Origin of the sequence: Enterococcus mundtii (assembly GCF_002947535.1) — a bacterium.
Classification (GTDB): domain Bacteria; phylum Bacillota; class Bacilli; order Lactobacillales; family Enterococcaceae; genus Enterococcus_B; species Enterococcus_B mundtii_B.
The window spans coordinates 40,480-60,499 of the sequence record NZ_PUAP01000004.1; the positions used below are offsets into that span (position 1 = coordinate 40,480).

Below are 20,020 nucleotides of genomic sequence, written 5' to 3' on the forward strand. Positions count from 1 at the left end.
AGATACGTTTAGGATGTCCTGAGCGCATCTTTTTTTTTATTTAGGAAGACTTCTTCGTTGTTTGTGTAGGTAAGAGAGGATAAATAAAAAAAGGTGTTAAGATTTCAAATGTGAAACGAGCAATGGGGGAGTAATAAAGAATGAAAATCAAAAGATTACAAAATATAGTATTCCTAATTCTAATGTTTGTTGGGGTATTTTGTTTAAGTTGTATCATTGTTTCCCAACTAGATTTTTACCGGGCGATTACTGAAATTTTAAGGATAAAAGGATCAGACGAGAGTAATTATGGAATACTGTTTCACTATTTCGATATGTGGAAAATTATTTGGCTGTTTGCGACAACATATATCACAAGTTTTGGCACTGTCTATGTGATCAGTTATTTGTTGATCATAAGCTACAATAAATGGCAACGTATAAAGTAAAACATTATGTGTAGGTGAACTTTCGGAGAGGAGACCGATGAATGATGGATAAGAAGAGAAAAAACACATATGAGGTTGCGATTATTGGGTTCGTACTCATGAATCTTTTACTTTCTAACTTTACACCGATCGTAGTGTCTCTGGAAGAAAATCTCACACAATCTACATTGGATTCCTCAGAAGAAAGTACTACGGATTCCTCAGAATCCTTAGATGAAAGTATGCAGCCATCTGAAGAAGAGGAGAACTATGAAGAAGATTCTACTGAAAAAGTAGAAGAAGAACCTCCGACGATTTCGACGACAGAAACAAGTGAACTTAGTAGTACACAAGAAGTATTTACACAAACGACGCAAATCGCAAGCGGAACTATTGGTACTTCCACTTGGCAACTTGATGACTCTGGTGAAGTATCTGTAGGAGATGGTGATTGGACAAATTGGACACCTGGAGCTACATCGCCATGGATTAGTTATGCTAGTCAAATCAAGAGTATTAATTTTTCGGGACAAATAGTGGCAGGCAAGTATATATCAAATTTATTTAGAGATTTAAGCGAATGTATGACGATATCAAACTTAGGTAATTTGAATACTATCAATACGATTTCTATGTCTAATATGTTTTACGGTGCTAGAAAATTAAGCAATCTTAGTTTAAAAGATTTAGAAACTGAGAATCTACAGTCTATGTCTAGTATGTTTAGAGATACCGGCAGTTTAGTAGAGATTGATTTAAGTATGTTACAGCTTACAAATGTAACAGATATGACAAGCATGTTCCAGGATGAAGATAAAAATGGTTCGAGTAAATTGGAAAAAGTGACATTTGGCATATTAAATACAAAAAGTTCTGTGAAGATGAATAGTATGTTTAGAAATGCTAGAAAGCTAAAAAAAGTAAATTTAAGTTCTTCAATCATAGGCATAGGAAAAGAAAAGAAGGTTTCTGTCGCAAATATACATCATATGTTTAAAAATAATAATTCGTTAACTTCTGTGAATCTTAGTGGTTTAGACACTAGTAAAGTAACTGATATGAGTGAGCTGTTCTATGGGACTAACTCATTAAAAAAAATAATTACCAGTAGAGAAGAAATAGAAGACATAGATCTTGAAGGTTTAAATACTAGCAATGTAACAGACATGAACGGTATGTTTTATGGGATGAGTGCAGTGAGAAGTTTAGATTTGAGTAATTTTATTACAAATAAAGTGACAAATATGAACAGTATGTTTTATGGGATGAGTACATTGAAAAGTTTGGATTTAAGCAAATTTGATACTGGTGAAGTAATAAATATGAACGGTATGTTCTATGGAATGAGTGCAATGAAAACTTTGGATTTAAGTAATTTTAATACTAGTAAAGTGACAAATATGAACTATATGTTTTGTGGAATGAGTTCATTAACAGAAATAAATTTAAGCAGTTTTTACATTGATACAATGATGACTATGGAAAATATGTTTTTCGATACTAATATTCAAATATTAAGGCTTAGTAAACATTTTTCCTTTAAAAAAACCGCACAATTACCCTCGATACAACAAACTAATGAATATACGGGTTATTGGCAAAATATCGGTAGCGGAACAGTTGACCGCCCTACAGGTACACACGTGCTAACATCAGACCAATTAATGGATAAATATAATGAAGAAATCAGTGACACATATGTGTGGCAAAAACCAACTACATCAGATTGGATCAATGTGACATTTCCTCTTAAAGTATCGTATGGTACTTCTGATAAAAAAGAAGATGGATATCACATTACCTCCGATGATTTTCAGATCACGAACCATTCTGAGTTGCCTGTGAAAGTATCTGCAAGTCGTTGGGACACGGATAGTGATAGTGATAAAAAGGTAGAAGAAATACAGTCTTTAAATATTGCAACTTCGCAAGGCGTGTCTATTGGTCTAGTACAAGATGGCGGAGATGTTTTGAGTAATATGAGTTCTATGTTAGTTTTATCCTCGCCTAATCCACAAGAAGGTGATTGGTCAGATGAGGATGATATAGGTACTTTCCGTTTTACAGGTAGGCTTAGTAATTTATTCGACGCTACGGAAACGAAAAAAACTAATGGCCAGCTTACACTTGAATTTGAAGTTTTAAATCCAGGAGGACCAGATGCGAAACCGCTAGAAGAATAACTTATGTCACTAGGAATCAATTTGAAAAGAGGAGAACCATGATTCATTCACAAAATGCGAATAATAAAAACAAAGTACGAAAAACACTCGACAAGTTGTTGTTACTGCTACTTTTTCTAACAATTGCTGGAGGGCTATATTGGTATTTATCTATTAAGCCTACAACTATTGTAAGTGGGATTTTTCCAAGTGCAAAAGCAGCTCAAAAGATTACCCCTGATGAAATGAAAGACTACGCCCAAAAAGAGGTTGATAAAAGTAATGTAACAATCAATGTTCATCCCAAAGTGAGTGTACAGGAGAATGGAACGAGTGCGACCATGTGGGTGCAAAACATTCCAATCAATATGACTGGACAACAAGCAATACTACAAGATAAGGAAACTGGCGAAGTTCTTGCTGAATCTGGTTTGATTGAACCTGGTGAAGAAGTAAGAACGATCGAACTTACTAAAAAAATGACCAGTGGAACTTATAACGGTGTGATTTTAATTGAGTTTTATGATCTAGAAAAAAAAGAGCAAATCGGAGAAACTTCTGTAAATGTTCAGATCAATGTGGAATAATTTTCTCTTCATAGAAAATTAAATAAATATATATATATTAATACAGGCAAGCAAAGGAGAATAGTAATGAAAAAAGTAAATTTAGTCGCAAGTTTAATGGTAGGAGCATGTTTAACAACAAGTTTGATCAATAGTTTCGAAGTAATGGCAGCTTCAAATGAAAACAATATCAATAATAATGGCGATGGCGATAATAAAACGGATGGGAAAATTGCCGTAGAAGGTACTCTTGGTCCAGATAATACAAATCCAGATATTGAGGAGCCTGGTGAAAAAGATGATTTAATCAATGTTACTATCCCAATAAAAATAGCTTATTGGACTGTAGAAGACACAGAGGACGTGACTAATAATCACAACTCAATTGTGTCAAGCGAGCATACAATAACTAATAACTCATCCAACCCAGTAAAGATTGATGTGTCAAATTTTGAGTTTGAATCTGACCCAGAGTCTCAAAGCAGGCCAGAGAAAAATTTTGCTAGTTTAGGAATTATGGCAACGTACGAAAAAGGAAAAGAAGTAAATGAAGATGAAGGGGAAGAAGAAGGAAATGAGCAAGTTAAAGCTGATATTAACTTGGTGTCTGCTGGCGTTTTACAAAATGTGAAGGGTAAAGCATTTATGGTTTTAGCATACCGTGATGCTTCTGCGAATAGTCAATGGTATCAAGGTTCACATATCGGTACTTTTAGTTTTAATGGAGAGGTTTCTCAATCTGAAGAAATTGAAGAAAAAATATTTAATCGTGCATCTATACCGACTGTTATAAAGAGTGATTTGCAATTGTCGTTCACAGCATTGGAAAAAAATGGTCAAGAATATTAAATATGAAAAAAATTGTATATGTTTTGTTAACTATTGTGATTATCTTTCAACTAGGAATTACAAAGGTTCAGGCAGAGATACAGTCAGAAATACAAGTCATTGGACGAATAGGTAGTAAGGAAGAAAGTCTAAGTAAACAAAATGATGAAAATGAACTAAAAGAGACATTGATTATTAATAGTGGTAAAGCTAATAGTAAATATTTGCCTAAAACAGGCAGTGATAGTAGTTTCTTTTTAATATTGATTGGTGCCATCTTTTCGTGGCTTGTATTATTAAATAGAATTAAGAATGATACTCACTCATACAACAAAGTATGACAATATTTCTTCTAAAATTGTTGTATCGATCTTTAAAAAATAATCCTATCTTCCACCAAAGAAAATCCAGCTTACGAGACAATGTTTAAGTTGGATTTTCGATTGATTAAAAAGGGTACAAGAGGTCATTTAGTGACTCTTTAAGAAAACGGCTGATAGAATTCTAGGTGAATAGTTCAAAAATGAAATAGAATCCCATAAATGGAGCATGACATTATGAAGGAAAATATACATAGATTTAAAAAAATAAAAACTTTTCATTTTAAGCACTGGATCAATTACTTGGTTATATCTACACTTTTTATATACACAGTGGTGTCTTGGCTTTTGAATGTCTATGGCGCAAATTTTTCGTATTTTCTGGTAATGAAGGTGAATTTAAGAAAATATTTTTCGGGGAAGCGTATAGGGGATACAAATAATACTGAGAAACTTATATCCGTTTTTTGATCATCAAGGAACTTATTTTTATCATAGTAACAGGGTTATCGATTTAATAAAGTAAATGAACAACTATTACGGAGGACAAAATGAAAAAATTATTTGGTAGTCTATTTATACTTGGATTTTTGATGTTGATTAGTGGATGTGGGAATCCTGGAACAGCGAAGGATCTCAAAGTAAATGATGAAGTGACAGTAACAATCAGAGATCTTCAAGCGAATGATTGGGTGGTGGAAGGGTTAGATGATAAAGCAGATTATAAGCTGATCGCTTCTTTTTCGGATCATGTGATTACTTTTAATATTGATACATCTACGGGTAGGTGGAAAGAGATAGAGAAAGATTTAGCAAAATCAATGGCAGAAGAACTGACATTCGAATTTGAATATAGCTTAAAAGGAAATAAACTAATTAGAAAAATTGATGATAGTGGTGAAAAAGTGGAATATAAAGTAGCAAAAGAAGATGACAAGATTCTGTTAGTACCAGTTAAAGAAAGTGAGAATAAGATTACGCTTTCCTACAAGGAGAAAGAGACAGACTCTCCTAAAAACTGTTTCTCATTAAGTGGAAATCAAATCTAACAATATCTGGATAAATAAAAGCTTGTAAATTTACTTTTTGGGGAGTAAATTTACAAGCTTTAAGTACCTTGCTTAATTAATAATTTTAAAGGTAAGCTTGTCGAATAACATATATTCGGTTTTAGGAAGCACAAAATAACTAATCGCCTAGGTACTTCTGAATGTACTGAGGATATCTCTAAGTAGACAGTTGCAACTCCTTGATCACGAAGTACGCAGAACTACGTTATTCTATATACGTAGAGAGCTTCAGTATCAGGTTGCTTGATTCAAAATCATTCTGTTATTTTTTTAAATCGCTTCGTTTGTGGTTTGAGATACGTAAAGCCTTCTCCTTCCACTTCATGGACATTTAGAATTGAAAGAAAGGCATGTTCGTCAATTTCATGAATGATCCGTTTTACTTCGTTCAGTTCCCTTGCACTTACCACCATATAGATCATTTTTTTGTCCACACCAGAAAAGCCGCCTTCTCCGTGCAAGAATGTGACGCCACGTTGTAAGCCAGTCATCAATAAAGGCGCGATTTCCTCACTTTTATTTGAGACCACCAGAATTCCTTTGGCGGAGTAGCCGCCATCAAGGATAAAATCGATGACACGACTGAAAACATAGGAAGCGATCAAGGTGTACATCATCCGTTTCAAATCGATATAAGTTAATGAAGCAAGTAAAACCATGACATCAAAAGCTAAAAGGGAGCGTCCCATAGATATCCCATGATTTTTTTCAAGGATTCGAGCGATGATGTCACTTCCTCCTGTAGTACCACCCATACGATAAACGATCCCACTGCCGACACCGGCAATCAGTCCTGCAAGTAAAGAGACGATCAACAAATCATGTTCTAAGTTGACTTGTAAGGGAATTCTTTGCCAAATCCATAAGAAGACAGAGAGCGAGACAGTACCTAAGATAGTATAGGCGAGGGCGCGTTTTCCTAAGATTTTTCCGCCTAGCAAGATCAACGGAATATTGATCAATAAATTAGAATAAGCCGGGTCGACATGAAAAAGAGCATGCAAAATTAGGGTAATACCTGAAACTCCACCCTCAGCTAGATGATTTGCGATATTCAAATAGACTAGCCCAAAAGCGTAAATACTTGTTCCTAAAATAATAAGAAAAATTTCTTTCATTGTTTTCAATGATGTCATCGAATCCCCACTTTCTACTATTGATATGATTCATTAAGCAACAAGCGGAAAACCCTAGACATAAACCTAGGGATTAGGAAACTGAGCCTTCTTTTTTTATATTTATAGACCGAGTTGGCTTGATGCTAATAATTTATTAAGTATACCTAACATAATGTAGCATGTATTCTTTGTTTTCACAATTGCACTTCTTGCGGTTTTGCTGTAAAGTTTTTTAGGAAGAGATGATTGGAGGGTTCTTGATGAAAGAAGAGCGTTCGCTAAAAAGTATGCAAGAAGAGGTCGATGCGTACATCCAGCAATTTAAGGTTGGCTATTTTTCGCCATTGGCGCAAATGGCACGTTTGACCGAAGAAATGGGTGAGTTGGCACGAGAGGTCAATCATTCGTATGGGGAAAAAAGTAAAAAAGCAACAGAACCTAGTAATTCAGTGGCAGAAGAGTTGGGTGATGTCTTGTTTGTGACAATGATCATGGCAAACTCGTTAGGGATTGATCTGACAACAGTATTTGAAAAAAATATGGAGAAGTTCAATCAAAGAGACCATCATCGTTTTGCTCGAAAAGATGAGGAACAGCCAGAGGATAGAAGGAGTAAAAATGAGACTAAGTGAATTACCGATCGAATATAAAAAAGCAATCCCAGTATTAAAAAAAATCGAGGCAGCTGGATTTGAGGCGTACTTTGTTGGTGGTAGCGTACGGGATACGTTACTCGGACAAAAAATTCACGACGTAGATATTGCTACTAGTGCGTTTCCAGAAGAAATCAAGCAGTTGTTTCCAAAAACGATCGATATCGGGATCGAACATGGAACGGTTCTCGTCTTACATGAAGAGGAGCAATATGAAATCACGACGTTTCGTACGGAATCGACTTACCAAGATTATCGACGTCCTGACAGTGTTTCATTTGTTCGTACATTAGAGGAGGATCTAAAACGCAGAGACTTCACGATCAATGCTTTTGCTTTGAAAGAAGATGGTGAGATCATTGATTTATTCGACGGGTTGGCTGATTTGGAAAATCAGGTCTTACGAGCAGTTGGACGACCTTTTGAGCGATTTCATGAAGATGCTTTACGAATGATGCGTGGGATCCGTTTTGTGAGTCAGCTAGGGTTCAAATTGGAAGAAGAAACGGCCAAGGCGATCGAAGACAACCATGCGTTATTGGACAAAATCTCTGTTGAGCGAATGAATGTTGAATTTATCAAAATGCTTTTAGGGGATTTTCGTAAAAACGGCTTGATGGCATTTGTCGAAACAAAATGTTATATCTATTGTCCGCAATTAAAAGAAGATGGTGAAGCATTATTACGATTTGCTGATTTACCGTCTGTGCCATTAAAAAAAGAAAGTCAAGCTTGGGCATTATTACTCAACCAACTCGGCAGATCAGAGCAAGAGGTGGCGCCTTTCTTAAAAGCATGGAAATGTTCCAACCAAATGATTCGAGAAGTCCAACGTTTGGTTAAAGGATTGGCGAAGCGACAAGAACGCCGGTTAACACCTTTAGAGATCTATCATCTTGGAAAAGACGCCTCGCTGGATGTGGAAGAATTGATGATCTACTTTAAGCAAAACCCCGATATGACAAGTGTGCTAGATATCTATGATGCACTTCCTATCAAGACAATGGGTGAGTTGGCGATTGATGGCAAGGTATTATTAGCTACAAGTGAGAAAAAACCAGGTAAATGGGTCAGTGAAGCATTAGCACTCGCGGAGTCAGCGGTAGTAAATGGCTTGGTAGAGAATGAACAAACTGCATTATTAACCTATCTGAATGAACAACAAAGCTAGACAACTGAATCGAAACAGTGGGTGAACAAGATTTGTGTGCATATCATTTATTTGCTCACGTCGATAAAATGAGGGGCAAGAGAGTTATCTATAGGAGCGTCTGTCTTTTTTACAAGACGTTTTTCATGTCCCTTTTCTCCTTTGGATGAGGATTGTTATCAAAAAAAGCTGACAGAAAAGCAAACATGAGAGATGACCGCTTTTGTTGTTTTATGCTAAACTAGTAATGAAACAGAATATAATGCGTCAAAAAAGGAGATTTTTTTAATGAGCAAAGAAATGACAGCGCTAAAATTTTATTTCCGTAACGGCGAAACATGGACGATCAATCGTCGTCATATCGGCGACCTTTGGATCAAACAAATCACTACAAGTTTTGGTCGTATCAATGGGAGCGAATTTATCGAGATCCATCCATGTGCCGGTTTTAAAATCGAGATCTTCCATGAGGGAGATTCAGTAGCTACTCATGATATCAATCTAGGTGGTTTAGAGATGGGTATGTTCAATCGTGCATTGAAATATGAAGATATCGAACGTATGGAAATCTTGTATCGCAACGGTACACCTGATCTTGTATATTTCCCTTACTTGGACAAAGGAACAGAGGGATTAGATAATCAATACCAATCAACAAAAATCAGTGAAAAAACTGGTAACTTATACATTGTGATCAACCCAGAACAACGTGTTGACGATGTTTATGGCGAATACTTCGAATAGGATCGAAGGACATTGTACAAAGTAGTTTTTTTAGAAATAAAACAGGGAAGTCTGTGGCATAAATCATAGGATCTCCCCTGAATTGAAAAGGAGCACATACAAAACTGTTGAACAGATTTTGTATGTGTTTTTCTTTGCCATTATTTATATAATTACAGTTGATATTTTAAAGTGATTGGACTAGAATGAGTCTCTGGGATTGAAACAAATACTTCACTGCAAAAGTAAAAAGGTTTTAGTTGCATTCTTAAAACTTTTTGCTATAATTGGTGCAGTTTGAATATAGGAGATCTTGAAAATGAGAGAGAGTTTTGAAGAACAAAAGAAACGACTGGTTGAACACTATGGTACTTTTTCAATGGAAGATCGTCGTCAAATCTTATGTAAGTTGCGTAAAAGAAATATCTTGATGTATCGTCAATTGGGACGCTTGAAACACGAATTGCTCCGTTTAGAATCAAAACGTGTGCAATGTGAGTTGGATGGTCGAGTGACCCAAGCGGAAGTTGTTGAAAACAAAATTTTAAAGAAAAAAGAGCAGTATCTGAAAGTTCTTGCACAAAATAAAAAATAAAGGGGATCAAGCATGGAATTTGCAGAGTTAGTGATTGTTTTTGCAGTCACGATCACGCTATCCAACATAGCAAGTCGTATCTTGCCGATGATCCCTGCACCACTGATCCAAATATTTCTTGGCGTGGTTTTAGGATTGACCGAATGGGGTGAATCCATCAATTTTGAACCTGAATTATTTTTAGTGATGATCATTGCCCCCTTGCTTTTTAGAGAAGGAGAAAAAGCGGATATCGCCTCGATCTTGAAAAATTTCGATACGATATTGTTTCTCGCTTTTGGTGGGGTGATCTTGACTTTGATTGGCGTCGGAGCAACGTTGTCGTTTCTATTGCCAAGTGTTCCTTTAGCCGCTTGTTTTGCTTTTGGTGCAGCTTTAGGTCCGACAGATGCGGTGGCAGTCAGTTCGCTGTCCAATCGTGTGAACATTCCCAAAAAAGCTATGCATATTTTGGAAGGTGAAGGGTTACTGAATGATGCATCTGGCGTTACAGCCTTCCAATTTGCCTTAGCCGCTTTGATCACTGGGACGTTTTCTGCGGTAAACGCAGGCGTGACATTGATTTTATCAAGTATTGGCGGGGCAGTCGTCGGCTTTTTACTTGTCTGGATGAAAAGAAAAATCATTGGTCTGATTGAGAAAGCATCTGCACGTGACGTGACAGGCTACTTGTTGATTGAATTGTTGTTACCTTTCTTAGCATATGTTTTAGCCGAAGTATTTCATGTTTCAGGAATTATTGCAGCAGTGGTTGCAGGGGTATTACAAGCCTCAGGATTTAAAAAAATCTCAGTCTTTGATGCGGAGTTGTCAACTTTGTCGAATAGTACATGGACAACGATTGCCTTCACATTGAATGCACTGGTATTTATATTTTTAGGAATCGAACTGACACAAGTGTTTACACCTGTTTGGGGTGATGGCTTGTATTCGAATAGTTTGTTGCTAATGATCATCTTATTGATTTCGATCATGCTGTTCGTCATTCGCTTCGTTTCAATCAGCTTGTTTTATATATTCAAGGGCGGTTTCCAAAGTCTCAAGAAACAACTGAATGAAGTGTTGATCTTAACATTTGGAGGAGTAAAGGGAACTGTCAGTTTAGCAACTATTTTTATTTTGCCATTTACAATCAACCAAATGGCATTCAATCAGCGTTCATTACTCTTGTTTTTGACTGCGGGGGTTATCTTAGTCACATTGATTATCGGGATCATTGTCTTGCCGATGTTGACCGAAACAGAAGAAGCAGCAACGACTGATCTAAAAGCCTTGATGATCTTGGAAGAAGTGATTGAAACATTACGCTTAGAAAAAGAAGCGGAAGAACCAGGATCAAAAGCATATTTAGCGATAGAAGCAGTGATTGAGACCTATCAAGACAGAATCAGTGAACTCTACTTATCTGATTTGAGTGGAGATGAAAAGCAAGAAGTCCAAGAGATCCAAGCGTTGATTCTATCGATTGAACGGGATGGCTTGGATGAAAGATATCGTTCTGGGAAGCTATCTTCTAATGGTTATCGTTTTTATTCAAGATTCCTTGCTAACTTTGAACAGTCGATCACAAGTCAAATTTTATCGTTCATTGGTTTTTGGTTCATTGTAGTACGTCGATTGATGCGGATCATTCTCCATCCAAAAATGTTTTGGCAAAGACGGCAAAGTGATCGCCAAACCATGATTTCTGAGAAAGATATCCAAGAAATTCGAGAGACGTACCAAAAAAATACGCAATTGATCATCGAAAGTTTGGAGAATCTAACGGACGTGTATGATGAATCAATGATTGGCTTTTTCATTGAACAACGAAAAGCTCAAGGAATTCGGATGATGAGTGGTAATCTGATTTCCTCTTGGATGATCCAACAAGATCGTTTGTTTACGAAAAAAATGCTAAGAGGTTATTATTTAGAAAGAAAAGTCATCGATGAATATGAAGTAGCAGAAGAGATCACGACTTTTTCTGCGAATCAATACAGAAGAAATATCAACCTGTTGGAGTCTTATACGATGAATCAGCCAACAGATCGTTTTTCATTCCGGTTTGCTTTCCAAGCGAAGGCGAAAAAATTTCAATTAAAGCAAAACCATGAGAGGAAGTTGTGATAAAGCACAGCTCCTCTTTTTTTGATGAGGTGAGGACAGAAGTGTTTTAACTTAACAACTAAGTTCCAGATAGAAAGTCATTTTTTGAATACCGTGTATCCACTTTTATGAAGTGAGAGAAGACGTATCGTAAACTCTATACCAAAAAATAGAATAATCGAAAAAAAAACTATCTGTTAAACAATTGTTTTATGTTACAATATCCAAGATAAGGGGGAGTACTGTTGAAAGAGCTAAAAATAACTGACCTCAAAAAAACATATGGAGAAAAAGAATTGTTTGATCAGATTTCCTTTTTGATCCATGAACATGATCGCATTGGGTTGATCGGTACTAACGGAACTGGTAAAACAAGTCTTTTGAATATCATTGCTGGACTTGACAGTGGAGATGGCGATCAACAGACGGTTTTTTATCCAAATGATTACCGTATCGGTTATTTGTCACAAACCGATTCTTTTTCAGAAGAAGATACGGTTTTACAAGCTGTTTTTCAAGGGAACAGTCCGTTGATCCAGACTGTACGACTCTACGAGGAAGCTTTGATTTCCTTGGCTGAAAATGGCGATGATGAAGCAGTCCAAAAACAGTATGCGTTGGCAGAAGAGCGAATGAATAAAGAGGATGCTTGGACAACGGATACAAATGCCAAGATCATTTTACAAAAATTAGGGATCAACCAACTAGAAAAGAAAATCGGTGAGCTTTCTGGTGGGCAAAAAAAACGTGTGAGCTTAGCGCAAGTTTTGATCGATGAACCGGATCTTTTATTACTTGATGAGCCGACGAACCACTTAGATTATGCAGCGATCGAATGGTTGGAATCTTATTTGAAACAATATCGGGGTGCCTTATTGATGGTGACCCATGATCGTTATTTCTTAGATCGTGTCACGAATCGGATCTTTGAACTTGCCTTTGGGAATCTTTATGAATATAAAGGCAATTATGAAGCCTATCTTATTGAAAAAGCCGAGCGAGATCGTGTCGAAGTCGAACAAGAAGAAAAGCGCAAACGTTTGTATAAGCAAGAACTTTCTTGGATGCGAGCGGGAGTACAAGCTCGTGGGACGAAACAGCAGGCACGTATCAATCGCTTTGAAGATTTGAAAGAAAACTTATATCAAGTCAATCATGATACGGATATCGAACTAAATATCGCGACCCAACGCTTAGGTAAAAAAGTGATCGAGATCAAGGATGGTTCGTATTCGATTGAAGGAAAACCATTGCTCCAACACTTGGATCTATTGATCCAATCAAGAGAGCGACTAGGAATCACCGGAGAGAACGGTGCTGGGAAGTCGACATTGTTGAATATCTTAGCAGGGAAATTATCTTTAGATAGTGGTGTCTATACGATTGGTGAAACCGTTCGGTTAGCTTACTATACACAGGAAAATGAAAAAATGTCTCCGGACAAACGAATGATTGCTTACCTGCAAGAAGCAGCAGAAGAAGTCCAAACTGCGGATGGGACACAAATTGGTGTCGCTGAACTTTTGGAGCGGTTCTTGTTTCCTCGGTTTATGCACGGAACATTGATCCGTAAACTATCCGGAGGAGAAAAGCGTCGGTTATATCTACTCAAATTATTGATCCAACAACCTAATGTTCTATTGTTAGATGAACCAACGAATGACTTAGATATCGCTACTTTAACGATCTTGGAAGATTATTTTCGCACATTCCCAGGGGCGGTGATCACTGTTTCTCATGACCGTTATTTCTTGGATAAGGTAGTTGACAAACTATTGGTTTTTCTAGGGGATGGCAAACAAGAGCTTTATTATGGTGATATGTCTAGCTATTTGGTCAAACGCAAAGAAGACCAACAAGCGCAACCAGACAAAGTCAAAACGAAGATCGAAGAAAAAAAATCTGAGTCAAAGAAAAAACTCTCATACATGGAACAAAAAGAATGGGCAACAATCGAAGATGATATTGCAGAACTAGAAAATCGTTTGGATGAATTGCAAGAAGAGATGAACCATCAAGGGGATGATTTCACACGATTGCAAGAATTACAAAAAGAAGTAACCGCAACTGAGGAACTGCTAGAAGAAAAAATGTCACGTTGGGAATATCTAAGTGAATGGGCAGATAATTAGGAGGGATAAGATGGAGCAAGCATATCTTGATTTAGGGAAAAAGTTGTTATCTGAAGGACATGTAAAAGGTGATCGTACGGGAACAGGTACATTTAGCTTATTTGGTTATCAAATGCGGTTTGACCTTCAAAAGGGCTTTCCATTATTGACGACAAAACGTGTTCCTTTTGGTTTGATCAAAAGCGAACTGTTATGGTTTTTAAAAGGAGATACGAATATCCGTTATCTTTTACAAAATAATAACCATATTTGGGATGAGTGGGCATTTGAACGATATATCAAGAGTGAGGACTATCAAGGACCTGATATGACAGATTTTGGACATCGTAGCTTGACTGATCCAGAATTCAATAAAGTCTATCAAGAAGAAAGTAAAAAATTCTGTGAAAAAATAGTAGCCGACGAAGAATTTGCAGAAAAACATGGAGATCTTGGTCATATCTATGGGTACCAATGGCGCCATTGGGAAACCAAAGAAGGTGGCTTCATCGACCAAATCAAAGAAGTGATCGAAGCAATCAAACAGACACCTGATTCAAGACGCCTGATCGTTTCAGCTTGGAATCCAGAAGATGTACCAAGTATGGCTTTGCCTCCTTGTCACACAATGTTCCAATTCTATGTGAATGACAATAAACTAAGTTGTCAGCTGTACCAACGAAGTGCCGACGTATTTTTAGGTGTACCATTCAATATTGCTAGCTACGCTTTACTGACACATCTTATTGCACATGAGACTGGATTAGAAGTTGGCGAATTTATCCATACTTTAGGCGATGCACATCTTTACTCAAATCACGTAGAGCAAATGAAAGAACAATTGTCTCGTGATGTACGTCCATTTCCGACGTTAGTGTTGAATACAGAAAAAGAGTCTGTGTTTGATTTTGAAATGGATGATATCAAAGTTGAAGGATATGAGCCGCATCCTTCAATAAAGGCACCTATCGCGGTCTAAGAAAGGATGAGAAAATGTTCGCTGCAATCTGGGCACAAGATGAAAATGGCCTGATCGGAAAAGAAGATAAACTTCCTTGGCATTTGCCGAATGATTTGAAATTTTTTAAGCAAATGACCGAAGCGAATGTATTGATCATGGGACGAAAAACATTCATGGGGATGGGCGGTAAGCCACTCCCTAATCGTCAAACGATTGTTTTGACAAGAGACCGTGAGTTTACAGCCGAGGGCGTACTAGTGATGCATGATGTCAACGAAGTATTAGCTTATGAGAAAGAAACAGATGGGATTTTATTCGTTGCTGGAGGATCAGCAATCTATGAAGAGTTCTTACCTTACTGCACGATTTTGTATCGTACAGTGATTCATCATTCTTTCGAAGGAGATACGTATTTTCCTGCTGTTGACTGGGAAGCATGGTCATTGATCAATATCAGTCCGGGAGAAATAGACGAAAAAAATAGTTATGCGCATCAGTTTGAGACATATAAACGTAAAGAAGAACACGCAACAGAAGAAATATAAATGCTTGTTTCAGATATAGATCCAAAGCAGAAGAAACCTCAAAGGATTTTTTGATCATCCAGGTTTCTTCTGCTTATTTTGTCGTTCCACAAAAAAGAAGAGGAATAAATAAAAATTGACTAGTATCATTTTGTTATAAGGTTGTGACATTAATTCTCTCATGCCACCTGAAACCGAGCAAATGGTGTTTTTTTAAGTTGACCTTCAATATTAAGCTAAAAATGGTGAAATATGAAAAACTACTTTTTAATTTTCTATCTTACTACTCAAGTCAAAACGCTTCTGGCACAACCTAAATAAACGGTATTCCAACAGCAACCTTTCAAAAATAAGCATGAAATCCCAAAATATGAAGAATCATTTCGTTTTTTTCACGCTTATTCTCGGAGCTGACAACTTCTATCACAACCTCAACGAATTTGATGAAAAAACAGAAGTTCTTTGGTATACTGAAAGAGGACCAGCCTGAAAATGCTAGGCACTTTGTGAAAGAAAGAGTGTGAAATAATGACAAACGTAAAAATAGTAACAGATTCTTCTTGTACAATGGAAAAAGCAGTACGAGATCACTTGAATATTCATGTTATGCCATTATCAATTATGATCGATGGCGTTGTGTATCCTGATGACGATCAACTAGGTGGAGAAAAGTTCATGGAAATGATGGCCAAATCGAAATCATTACCTAAAACAAGCCAACCGCCGATCGGTGAATTCATTTCAACGTACGACGAATTAGGTCAAGATGGTAGTGAAGTGATTTCCATCCATATGACAAAAGGATTAAGTGGAACGGTTGAAGCCGCAAGACAAGCAAGCAACTTAACAAAAACAAATGTGACAGTCATTGATAGTGATACGACTGACCAAGGCTTATCTTTCCAAGTGATCCGTGCGGCTGAGATGGCCAAAGAAGGTAAATCAGCAGACGAGATCCTTGCTGAGATCGAGAAGATCAAAAATAATACAAAACTTTATATCGGTATCTCCACCTTGGATAACTTGGTAAAAGGTGGAAGAATCAGTCGTGCGACTGGTTTATTATCAAGTATGTTGAACATTCGTGTGGTGATGAATTTTGCTCATTCAGAACTGATCCCTGTGACAAAAGGTCGTGGGAAAAAGACTTTCGACAAGTGGTTCGATAGCTTGAAAAAAGAACTAAAGGCTCTGCCGAACGTTCGCCAAATTGGTATTTCTCATGCAGGTGCGACAGACCTTGCTCGAGAATTTGAAGAAGGCTTGAAACAATTGTTTCCCGATATGGATATCCCAGTATTGCATACAAATCCAGTGATTGCTACCCATACAGGGAAGAATGCTTTTGCAATCATGTATTATGTGGATTGATAAATGTAAAATAAGTAATCAAAAGGCAGATCATTTGAAGACAAAAAAATGTGTTTTTTGATCTGTCTTTTCGTTAAGCGTTACTAGCGTAAGGAAGTGAGGAGGAGAAGACATGTTGAGATGCCCCACTTCCTTTAGCAGATGAGAAACAGCCTCTTTCTTTTTTCAGAAAAGGGCTATTTTTTTAATCGAATTTTTGGTAATATAAGAAACAATCATGGTCTAGAGGTGAAACAATGAAACGAATAAAACAACAATGGTTGATTGTTTTGATCCCTTTGTTCACCGCAGTTTTTCTCTTTGTCGGACTCTCCTTGAGTGTACCCAAAGCACAGCCTTTGTTAAAACCGGCAGCATCGGTTACTTCTGAAAGCAATCAAAAAGAAAAGTTACACTATGTAGCAATTGGCGATTCTTTGACTGAAGGAGTAGGCGACCAGACGAAACAAGGTGGTTTTGTTCCGTTAGTCGCAAATGATATAAAAGACAGATATGGTTTAACAGCCATTGAAATTGAAAACTACGGTGTAAATGGCGAACGAAGTGATCAAATCTTAAAAAGATTGAAAAAAAATGAAGAAATCCAAAGCAATATCAAAACCGCAGACATTATTACCTTGACTGTCGGTGGGAATGATTTAATGAAAGTGATCCAAAATAATCTTTTTGGTATCAGTATTCGCTCATTCAATAAACCAATCAAAAATTATCAAGAAAACGTCCAAGCAATCATTGAAGAGATACGAGGGTTGAATAAACAGGTACCGATCTATATTTTAGGGATCTATAATCCATTTTATTTGAACTTTCCTGAAATCACGGATATGCAAACGATCGTGGATAACTGGAATGAAGGAACACAGCAAGTAGTTAATGAATCAGAAAATAGCTATTTTATCCCGATCAATGATCTACTTTATCAAGGATTGAATCAAGAGGTCGGAATCACCGAAGCTTCTGAACAGTCCACTTCTAGTGATAGTTCGAACGGGACAAGAAATAATGTGTTATATGAAGAAGATCATTTTCATCCTAATAACTTAGGCTATCAATTGATGGCTAATGCCGTGAGAGATCAATTGATCGAAACGCATGAAAAATGGCTGGTCAAGGAGGGAAACAAGGATGAATAAACGAAATTCATTAGCAAAAAATCCAAAGAAGCATAACTACTGGAAATACGCATTTCTGATTTTATTAGGTCTTATCATTGGTTCAACGATTTTCTTAGGCACGCGGATATTCGCCAATCGTGAACCTGATTTGCCGGAAGTACCAGCTATCACAGAAAGGCAAGGCGATCCGGTATTGACGATCAATACTCAAAAAGAAAAGGTTAACCAACTGATCAGCTTTTTCTTGACAGATTTTCAAGAAGGACAAGATATCAAGTATAAATTTTATTTAGAAAACGAAGCATTGCTTAATGGGACATTTGAAGTGTTAGGATTTCCCATCGACTTTTACTTGTATTTTGATCCTTATGTGATGGAAAATGGCAATGTTCAATTAAAAGCAAAAAGTTTATCCATCGGTACATTGAACTTACCGATCAGAGATGTGATGAATATGATCAAACGAAATTACAAACTACCTGAATGGATCGAGATCAATACGGACGACTTAACGATCATGTTACGCTTGGATCAATTCCGTATGCAAAATGGGATGTATATCAAAGCGGATAAAATCGACTTAGTCAATGACGATATCCGATTTAGTTTGTATTTACCAAAAGATTCCTCAACGACGGAAGAAACGACCGAATCAAGTACCAATTAAGCAACATTTCGATATTAAGGGAGGAATCAAGCATGGAACGAGCAATATTTGCAGGCGGATGTTTTTGGTGTATGATCCAGCCTTTTGATACATTACCAGGCATCCATACGATCATGTCCGGTTACACTGGTGGGCATGTACCAAATCCAACGTACGAACAAGTGAAAGCCAAAACAACAGGACATACTGAAGCAGTAGAAATCTTGTATGATCCTGAATTGATTTCATACGAAGCATTACTTGAGCTTTATTGGCAACAAACGGATCCTACAGATGCTTTTGGTCAATTTGAAGATCGAGGCGATAATTATCGACCTGTGATTTTTTATACTACAGAAGAACAATGTCAAAAAGCTGAAAAAAGCAAACAGCAACTTGCTGCAAGTGGTCGCTTTATTGATCCAATCGTTACGACGATTGAGCCGGCGAAGACCTTTTATTTAGCAGAAGATGAGCATCAAGATTACTACAAAAAAAATCCTGAAAACTTTGAGCGTAATCATGCGCGACGTGCGGCATTTATTGCTGCCAATTGGGAGGGGAATGAATGAATCGCAGTTTCTACCACTATCTGATGACTCTTCGTGGAGGGAAACCTTCAGATGCACTGTCAACTTTTGCAACTGAAGCTGGAAAAGATATCCAGTTTCCAAAACATAGTACAAGTTATGAAGAAATCTCTGATTATTTAGAAATGAATGTTGATTATTTGCCCTCTATGGATATCTTTGATACTGCTTGGGATCATTATTTAGAGAACAATCATCTCACCTGATCATTTGATCGTGCAGAGACAACGACTGAAAAAGAGACGAGACAAGTACTGCTTTAGAAAAATTTTTGAATAGTCCGATTTGATCGAGTGATTTTTGACTATTCAATTATTTCTAAAACAGTGTACGTTTGTCCGTCTTTTTTTGCACCTGTTTACAGATGACTATTGAACCATTCGCTTTTTCTGTGTTTATTCTATATAATGAGAATAATAGGTTAAGATTTTACGAGGGATGGATTGATGGGCTTTGACAAAGAAGCAGCGTTATATTGACCGTTTTTGGTTATTTATTAAATTTTTACTTTGTTCCATAGTGATTGCATTTATTTTGCGTGGGTTTATACTGATTCCAGTACCAGTGGAAGGAAACTCGATGGAGAATGTCCTCAAACAAGGGGATATGGTCGTTATGGAAAAATTTTCAGAAATCAGACGATTTGATGTGGTCGTTTTCCAGCTTTCAGATGGAACGATCTATATCAAAAGAGTCATTGGTCTACCGGGAGAAACCGTTAGTTATGAAAAGGACCAACTAAAAATCAACGGCCAGCCAGTCGAAGAACCTTATTTAAGTAAAAATATCCGTTCGGACCATGAAAATGCACCTTATACCACCGATTTTACTTTGGAAGAATTGACAGGGTATGCAGAATTGCCTGAAGATAGCTACTTTGTTTTAGGGGATAATCGCCGTGTTTCAAAAGATAGTCGTTCATTTGGGACAATAGCTAGAAATGAAATATTAGGAAAAGCGAGATTCGTGTATTACCCATTGAGTGAGATCAAATGGATCAGATAAAATAAAAGAAGAAGACT

General features: G+C 36.9%; 20 protein-coding genes. 19 read left to right on the forward strand and 1 reads right to left on the reverse strand.

Features of this window, described 5'->3' with window-relative positions:
• Nucleotides 1–469: 469 nt before the first annotated feature.
• The 5 genes from CUS89_RS01510 (at nucleotide 470) to CUS89_RS01535 (ending at nucleotide 5,332) form a co-directional block, all read left to right on the forward strand.
• Nucleotides 470–2,590, forward strand: coding sequence for a BspA family leucine-rich repeat surface protein (locus CUS89_RS01510; protein WP_104870771.1), 2,121 nt, complete (start codon nucleotides 470–472; stop codon nucleotides 2,588–2,590).
• Nucleotides 2,591–2,628: 38 nt separating this feature from the next.
• Nucleotides 2,629–3,156 (forward strand): hypothetical protein, encoded by a 528-nt coding sequence (locus CUS89_RS01515; protein ID WP_104870772.1) that lies wholly within the window; start codon nucleotides 2,629–2,631, stop codon nucleotides 3,154–3,156.
• A 66-nt stretch (nucleotides 3,157–3,222) separates the two neighbouring features.
• The gene (locus CUS89_RS01520; protein ID WP_104870773.1) at nucleotides 3,223–3,984 is read left to right on the forward strand and encodes a hypothetical protein; all 762 of its coding nucleotides are present in this window, start codon (nucleotides 3,223–3,225) and stop codon (nucleotides 3,982–3,984) included.
• A 2-nt stretch (nucleotides 3,985–3,986) separates the two neighbouring features.
• Complete coding sequence (locus CUS89_RS01525) at nucleotides 3,987–4,304, forward strand: LPXTG cell wall anchor domain-containing protein (RefSeq protein ID WP_104870774.1); 318 nt, start codon at nucleotides 3,987–3,989, stop codon at nucleotides 4,302–4,304.
• 530 nt (nucleotides 4,305–4,834) lie between these two features.
• Nucleotides 4,835–5,332, forward strand: coding sequence for a hypothetical protein (locus CUS89_RS01535; RefSeq protein WP_104870776.1), 498 nt, complete (start codon nucleotides 4,835–4,837; stop codon nucleotides 5,330–5,332).
• Nucleotides 5,333–5,607: 275 nt separating this feature from the next.
• Here CUS89_RS01535 and CUS89_RS01540 read toward each other — a convergent pair whose 3' ends face one another.
• A complete protein-coding gene (locus CUS89_RS01540; RefSeq protein WP_104870777.1) occupies nucleotides 5,608–6,489 on the reverse strand; it encodes a YitT family protein in 882 nt (293 codons plus the stop codon).
• Nucleotides 6,490–6,731: 242 nt separating this feature from the next.
• Here CUS89_RS01540 and CUS89_RS01545 point away from each other — a divergent pair, with 242 nt between their 5' ends.
• The 14 genes from CUS89_RS01545 (at nucleotide 6,732) to lepB (ending at nucleotide 20,003) form a co-directional block, all read left to right on the forward strand.
• Nucleotides 6,732–7,103 (forward strand): nucleotide pyrophosphohydrolase, encoded by a 372-nt coding sequence (locus CUS89_RS01545; RefSeq protein ID WP_104870778.1) that lies wholly within the window; start codon nucleotides 6,732–6,734, stop codon nucleotides 7,101–7,103.
• The gene (locus CUS89_RS01550) at nucleotides 7,090–8,295 is read left to right on the forward strand and encodes a CCA tRNA nucleotidyltransferase (RefSeq protein WP_104870779.1); all 1,206 of its coding nucleotides are present in this window, start codon (nucleotides 7,090–7,092) and stop codon (nucleotides 8,293–8,295) included. The genes CUS89_RS01545 and CUS89_RS01550 overlap by 14 nt, the downstream gene beginning before the upstream one ends.
• Before the next feature lie 267 nt (nucleotides 8,296–8,562).
• On the forward strand, nucleotides 8,563–9,018 hold the full coding sequence (locus tag CUS89_RS01555) for a hypothetical protein (protein WP_010735761.1): 456 nt from the start codon (nucleotides 8,563–8,565) through the stop codon (nucleotides 9,016–9,018).
• Nucleotides 9,019–9,316: 298 nt separating this feature from the next.
• Nucleotides 9,317–9,592: a hypothetical protein gene (locus CUS89_RS01560; RefSeq protein WP_071866377.1), complete on the forward strand. Its 276-nt coding sequence runs from the start codon at nucleotides 9,317–9,319 to the stop codon at nucleotides 9,590–9,592.
• 12 nt (nucleotides 9,593–9,604) lie between these two features.
• A complete protein-coding gene (locus tag CUS89_RS01565; RefSeq protein ID WP_104870780.1) occupies nucleotides 9,605–11,701 on the forward strand; it encodes a cation:proton antiporter in 2,097 nt (698 codons plus the stop codon).
• A 224-nt stretch (nucleotides 11,702–11,925) separates the two neighbouring features.
• The gene (locus CUS89_RS01570; protein ID WP_104775657.1) at nucleotides 11,926–13,812 is read left to right on the forward strand and encodes an ABC-F family ATP-binding cassette domain-containing protein; all 1,887 of its coding nucleotides are present in this window, start codon (nucleotides 11,926–11,928) and stop codon (nucleotides 13,810–13,812) included.
• Between the two features lie 10 nt (nucleotides 13,813–13,822).
• On the forward strand, nucleotides 13,823–14,770 hold the full coding sequence (locus tag CUS89_RS01575; RefSeq protein ID WP_104870781.1) for a thymidylate synthase: 948 nt from the start codon (nucleotides 13,823–13,825) through the stop codon (nucleotides 14,768–14,770).
• A 14-nt stretch (nucleotides 14,771–14,784) separates the two neighbouring features.
• The gene (locus CUS89_RS01580) at nucleotides 14,785–15,297 is read left to right on the forward strand and encodes a dihydrofolate reductase (RefSeq protein ID WP_104870782.1); all 513 of its coding nucleotides are present in this window, start codon (nucleotides 14,785–14,787) and stop codon (nucleotides 15,295–15,297) included.
• A gap of 507 nt (nucleotides 15,298–15,804) precedes the next feature.
• A complete protein-coding gene (locus tag CUS89_RS01585; protein ID WP_104870783.1) occupies nucleotides 15,805–16,647 on the forward strand; it encodes a DegV family protein in 843 nt (280 codons plus the stop codon).
• Nucleotides 16,648–16,883: 236 nt separating this feature from the next.
• Nucleotides 16,884–17,780, forward strand: a complete 897-nt coding sequence (locus CUS89_RS01590; protein WP_104870784.1) for an SGNH/GDSL hydrolase family protein — start codon at nucleotides 16,884–16,886, stop codon at nucleotides 17,778–17,780.
• Complete coding sequence (locus CUS89_RS01595) at nucleotides 17,773–18,429, forward strand: YpmS family protein (protein WP_104870785.1); 657 nt, start codon at nucleotides 17,773–17,775, stop codon at nucleotides 18,427–18,429. Before CUS89_RS01590 ends, CUS89_RS01595 begins: the two co-directional genes overlap by 8 nt.
• A 32-nt stretch (nucleotides 18,430–18,461) precedes the next feature.
• The gene (msrA, locus tag CUS89_RS01600; protein ID WP_104870786.1) at nucleotides 18,462–18,980 is read left to right on the forward strand and encodes a peptide-methionine (S)-S-oxide reductase MsrA; all 519 of its coding nucleotides are present in this window, start codon (nucleotides 18,462–18,464) and stop codon (nucleotides 18,978–18,980) included.
• A complete protein-coding gene (locus tag CUS89_RS01605; RefSeq protein ID WP_104870787.1) occupies nucleotides 18,977–19,204 on the forward strand; it encodes a YozE family protein in 228 nt (75 codons plus the stop codon). Before msrA ends, CUS89_RS01605 begins: the two co-directional genes overlap by 4 nt.
• A 247-nt stretch (nucleotides 19,205–19,451) precedes the next feature.
• Complete coding sequence (lepB, locus tag CUS89_RS01610; protein WP_104870788.1) at nucleotides 19,452–20,003, forward strand: signal peptidase I; 552 nt, start codon at nucleotides 19,452–19,454, stop codon at nucleotides 20,001–20,003.
• Nucleotides 20,004–20,020: the final 17 nt, after the last annotated feature.

What these genes read in the sequence shown, in the direction of transcription:
- CUS89_RS01595 (WP_104870785.1), top strand. Translation starts at nt 17,773, where the DNA reads ATGAATAAACGAAATTCATTAGCAAAAAATCCAAAGAAGCATAACTAC.
- CUS89_RS01605 (WP_104870787.1), top strand. Translation starts at nt 18,977, where the DNA reads ATGAATCGCAGTTTCTACCACTATCTGATGACTCTTCGTGGAGGGAAA.
- CUS89_RS01515 (WP_104870772.1), top strand. Translation starts at nt 2,629, where the DNA reads ATGATTCATTCACAAAATGCGAATAATAAAAACAAAGTACGAAAAACA.
- CUS89_RS01575 (WP_104870781.1), top strand. Translation starts at nt 13,823, where the DNA reads ATGGAGCAAGCATATCTTGATTTAGGGAAAAAGTTGTTATCTGAAGGA.
- CUS89_RS01565 (WP_104870780.1), top strand. Translation starts at nt 9,605, where the DNA reads ATGGAATTTGCAGAGTTAGTGATTGTTTTTGCAGTCACGATCACGCTA.
- CUS89_RS01545 (WP_104870778.1), top strand. Translation starts at nt 6,732, where the DNA reads ATGAAAGAAGAGCGTTCGCTAAAAAGTATGCAAGAAGAGGTCGATGCG.
- CUS89_RS01590 (WP_104870784.1), top strand. Translation starts at nt 16,884, where the DNA reads ATGAAACGAATAAAACAACAATGGTTGATTGTTTTGATCCCTTTGTTC.
- CUS89_RS01525 (WP_104870774.1), top strand. Translation starts at nt 3,987, where the DNA reads ATGAAAAAAATTGTATATGTTTTGTTAACTATTGTGATTATCTTTCAA.
- CUS89_RS01535 (WP_104870776.1), top strand. Translation starts at nt 4,835, where the DNA reads ATGAAAAAATTATTTGGTAGTCTATTTATACTTGGATTTTTGATGTTG.
- CUS89_RS01520 (WP_104870773.1), top strand. Translation starts at nt 3,223, where the DNA reads ATGAAAAAAGTAAATTTAGTCGCAAGTTTAATGGTAGGAGCATGTTTA.
- CUS89_RS01540 (WP_104870777.1), bottom strand. Translation starts at nt 6,489, where the DNA reads ATGACATCATTGAAAACAATGAAAGAAATTTTTCTTATTATTTTAGGA.
- msrA (WP_104870786.1), top strand. Translation starts at nt 18,462, where the DNA reads ATGGAACGAGCAATATTTGCAGGCGGATGTTTTTGGTGTATGATCCAG.
- CUS89_RS01510 (WP_104870771.1), top strand. Translation starts at nt 470, where the DNA reads ATGATGGATAAGAAGAGAAAAAACACATATGAGGTTGCGATTATTGGG.
- CUS89_RS01585 (WP_104870783.1), top strand. Translation starts at nt 15,805, where the DNA reads ATGACAAACGTAAAAATAGTAACAGATTCTTCTTGTACAATGGAAAAA.
- CUS89_RS01555 (WP_010735761.1), top strand. Translation starts at nt 8,563, where the DNA reads ATGAGCAAAGAAATGACAGCGCTAAAATTTTATTTCCGTAACGGCGAA.
- CUS89_RS01550 (WP_104870779.1), top strand. Translation starts at nt 7,090, where the DNA reads ATGAGACTAAGTGAATTACCGATCGAATATAAAAAAGCAATCCCAGTA.
- CUS89_RS01560 (WP_071866377.1), top strand. Translation starts at nt 9,317, where the DNA reads ATGAGAGAGAGTTTTGAAGAACAAAAGAAACGACTGGTTGAACACTAT.
- CUS89_RS01580 (WP_104870782.1), top strand. Translation starts at nt 14,785, where the DNA reads ATGTTCGCTGCAATCTGGGCACAAGATGAAAATGGCCTGATCGGAAAA.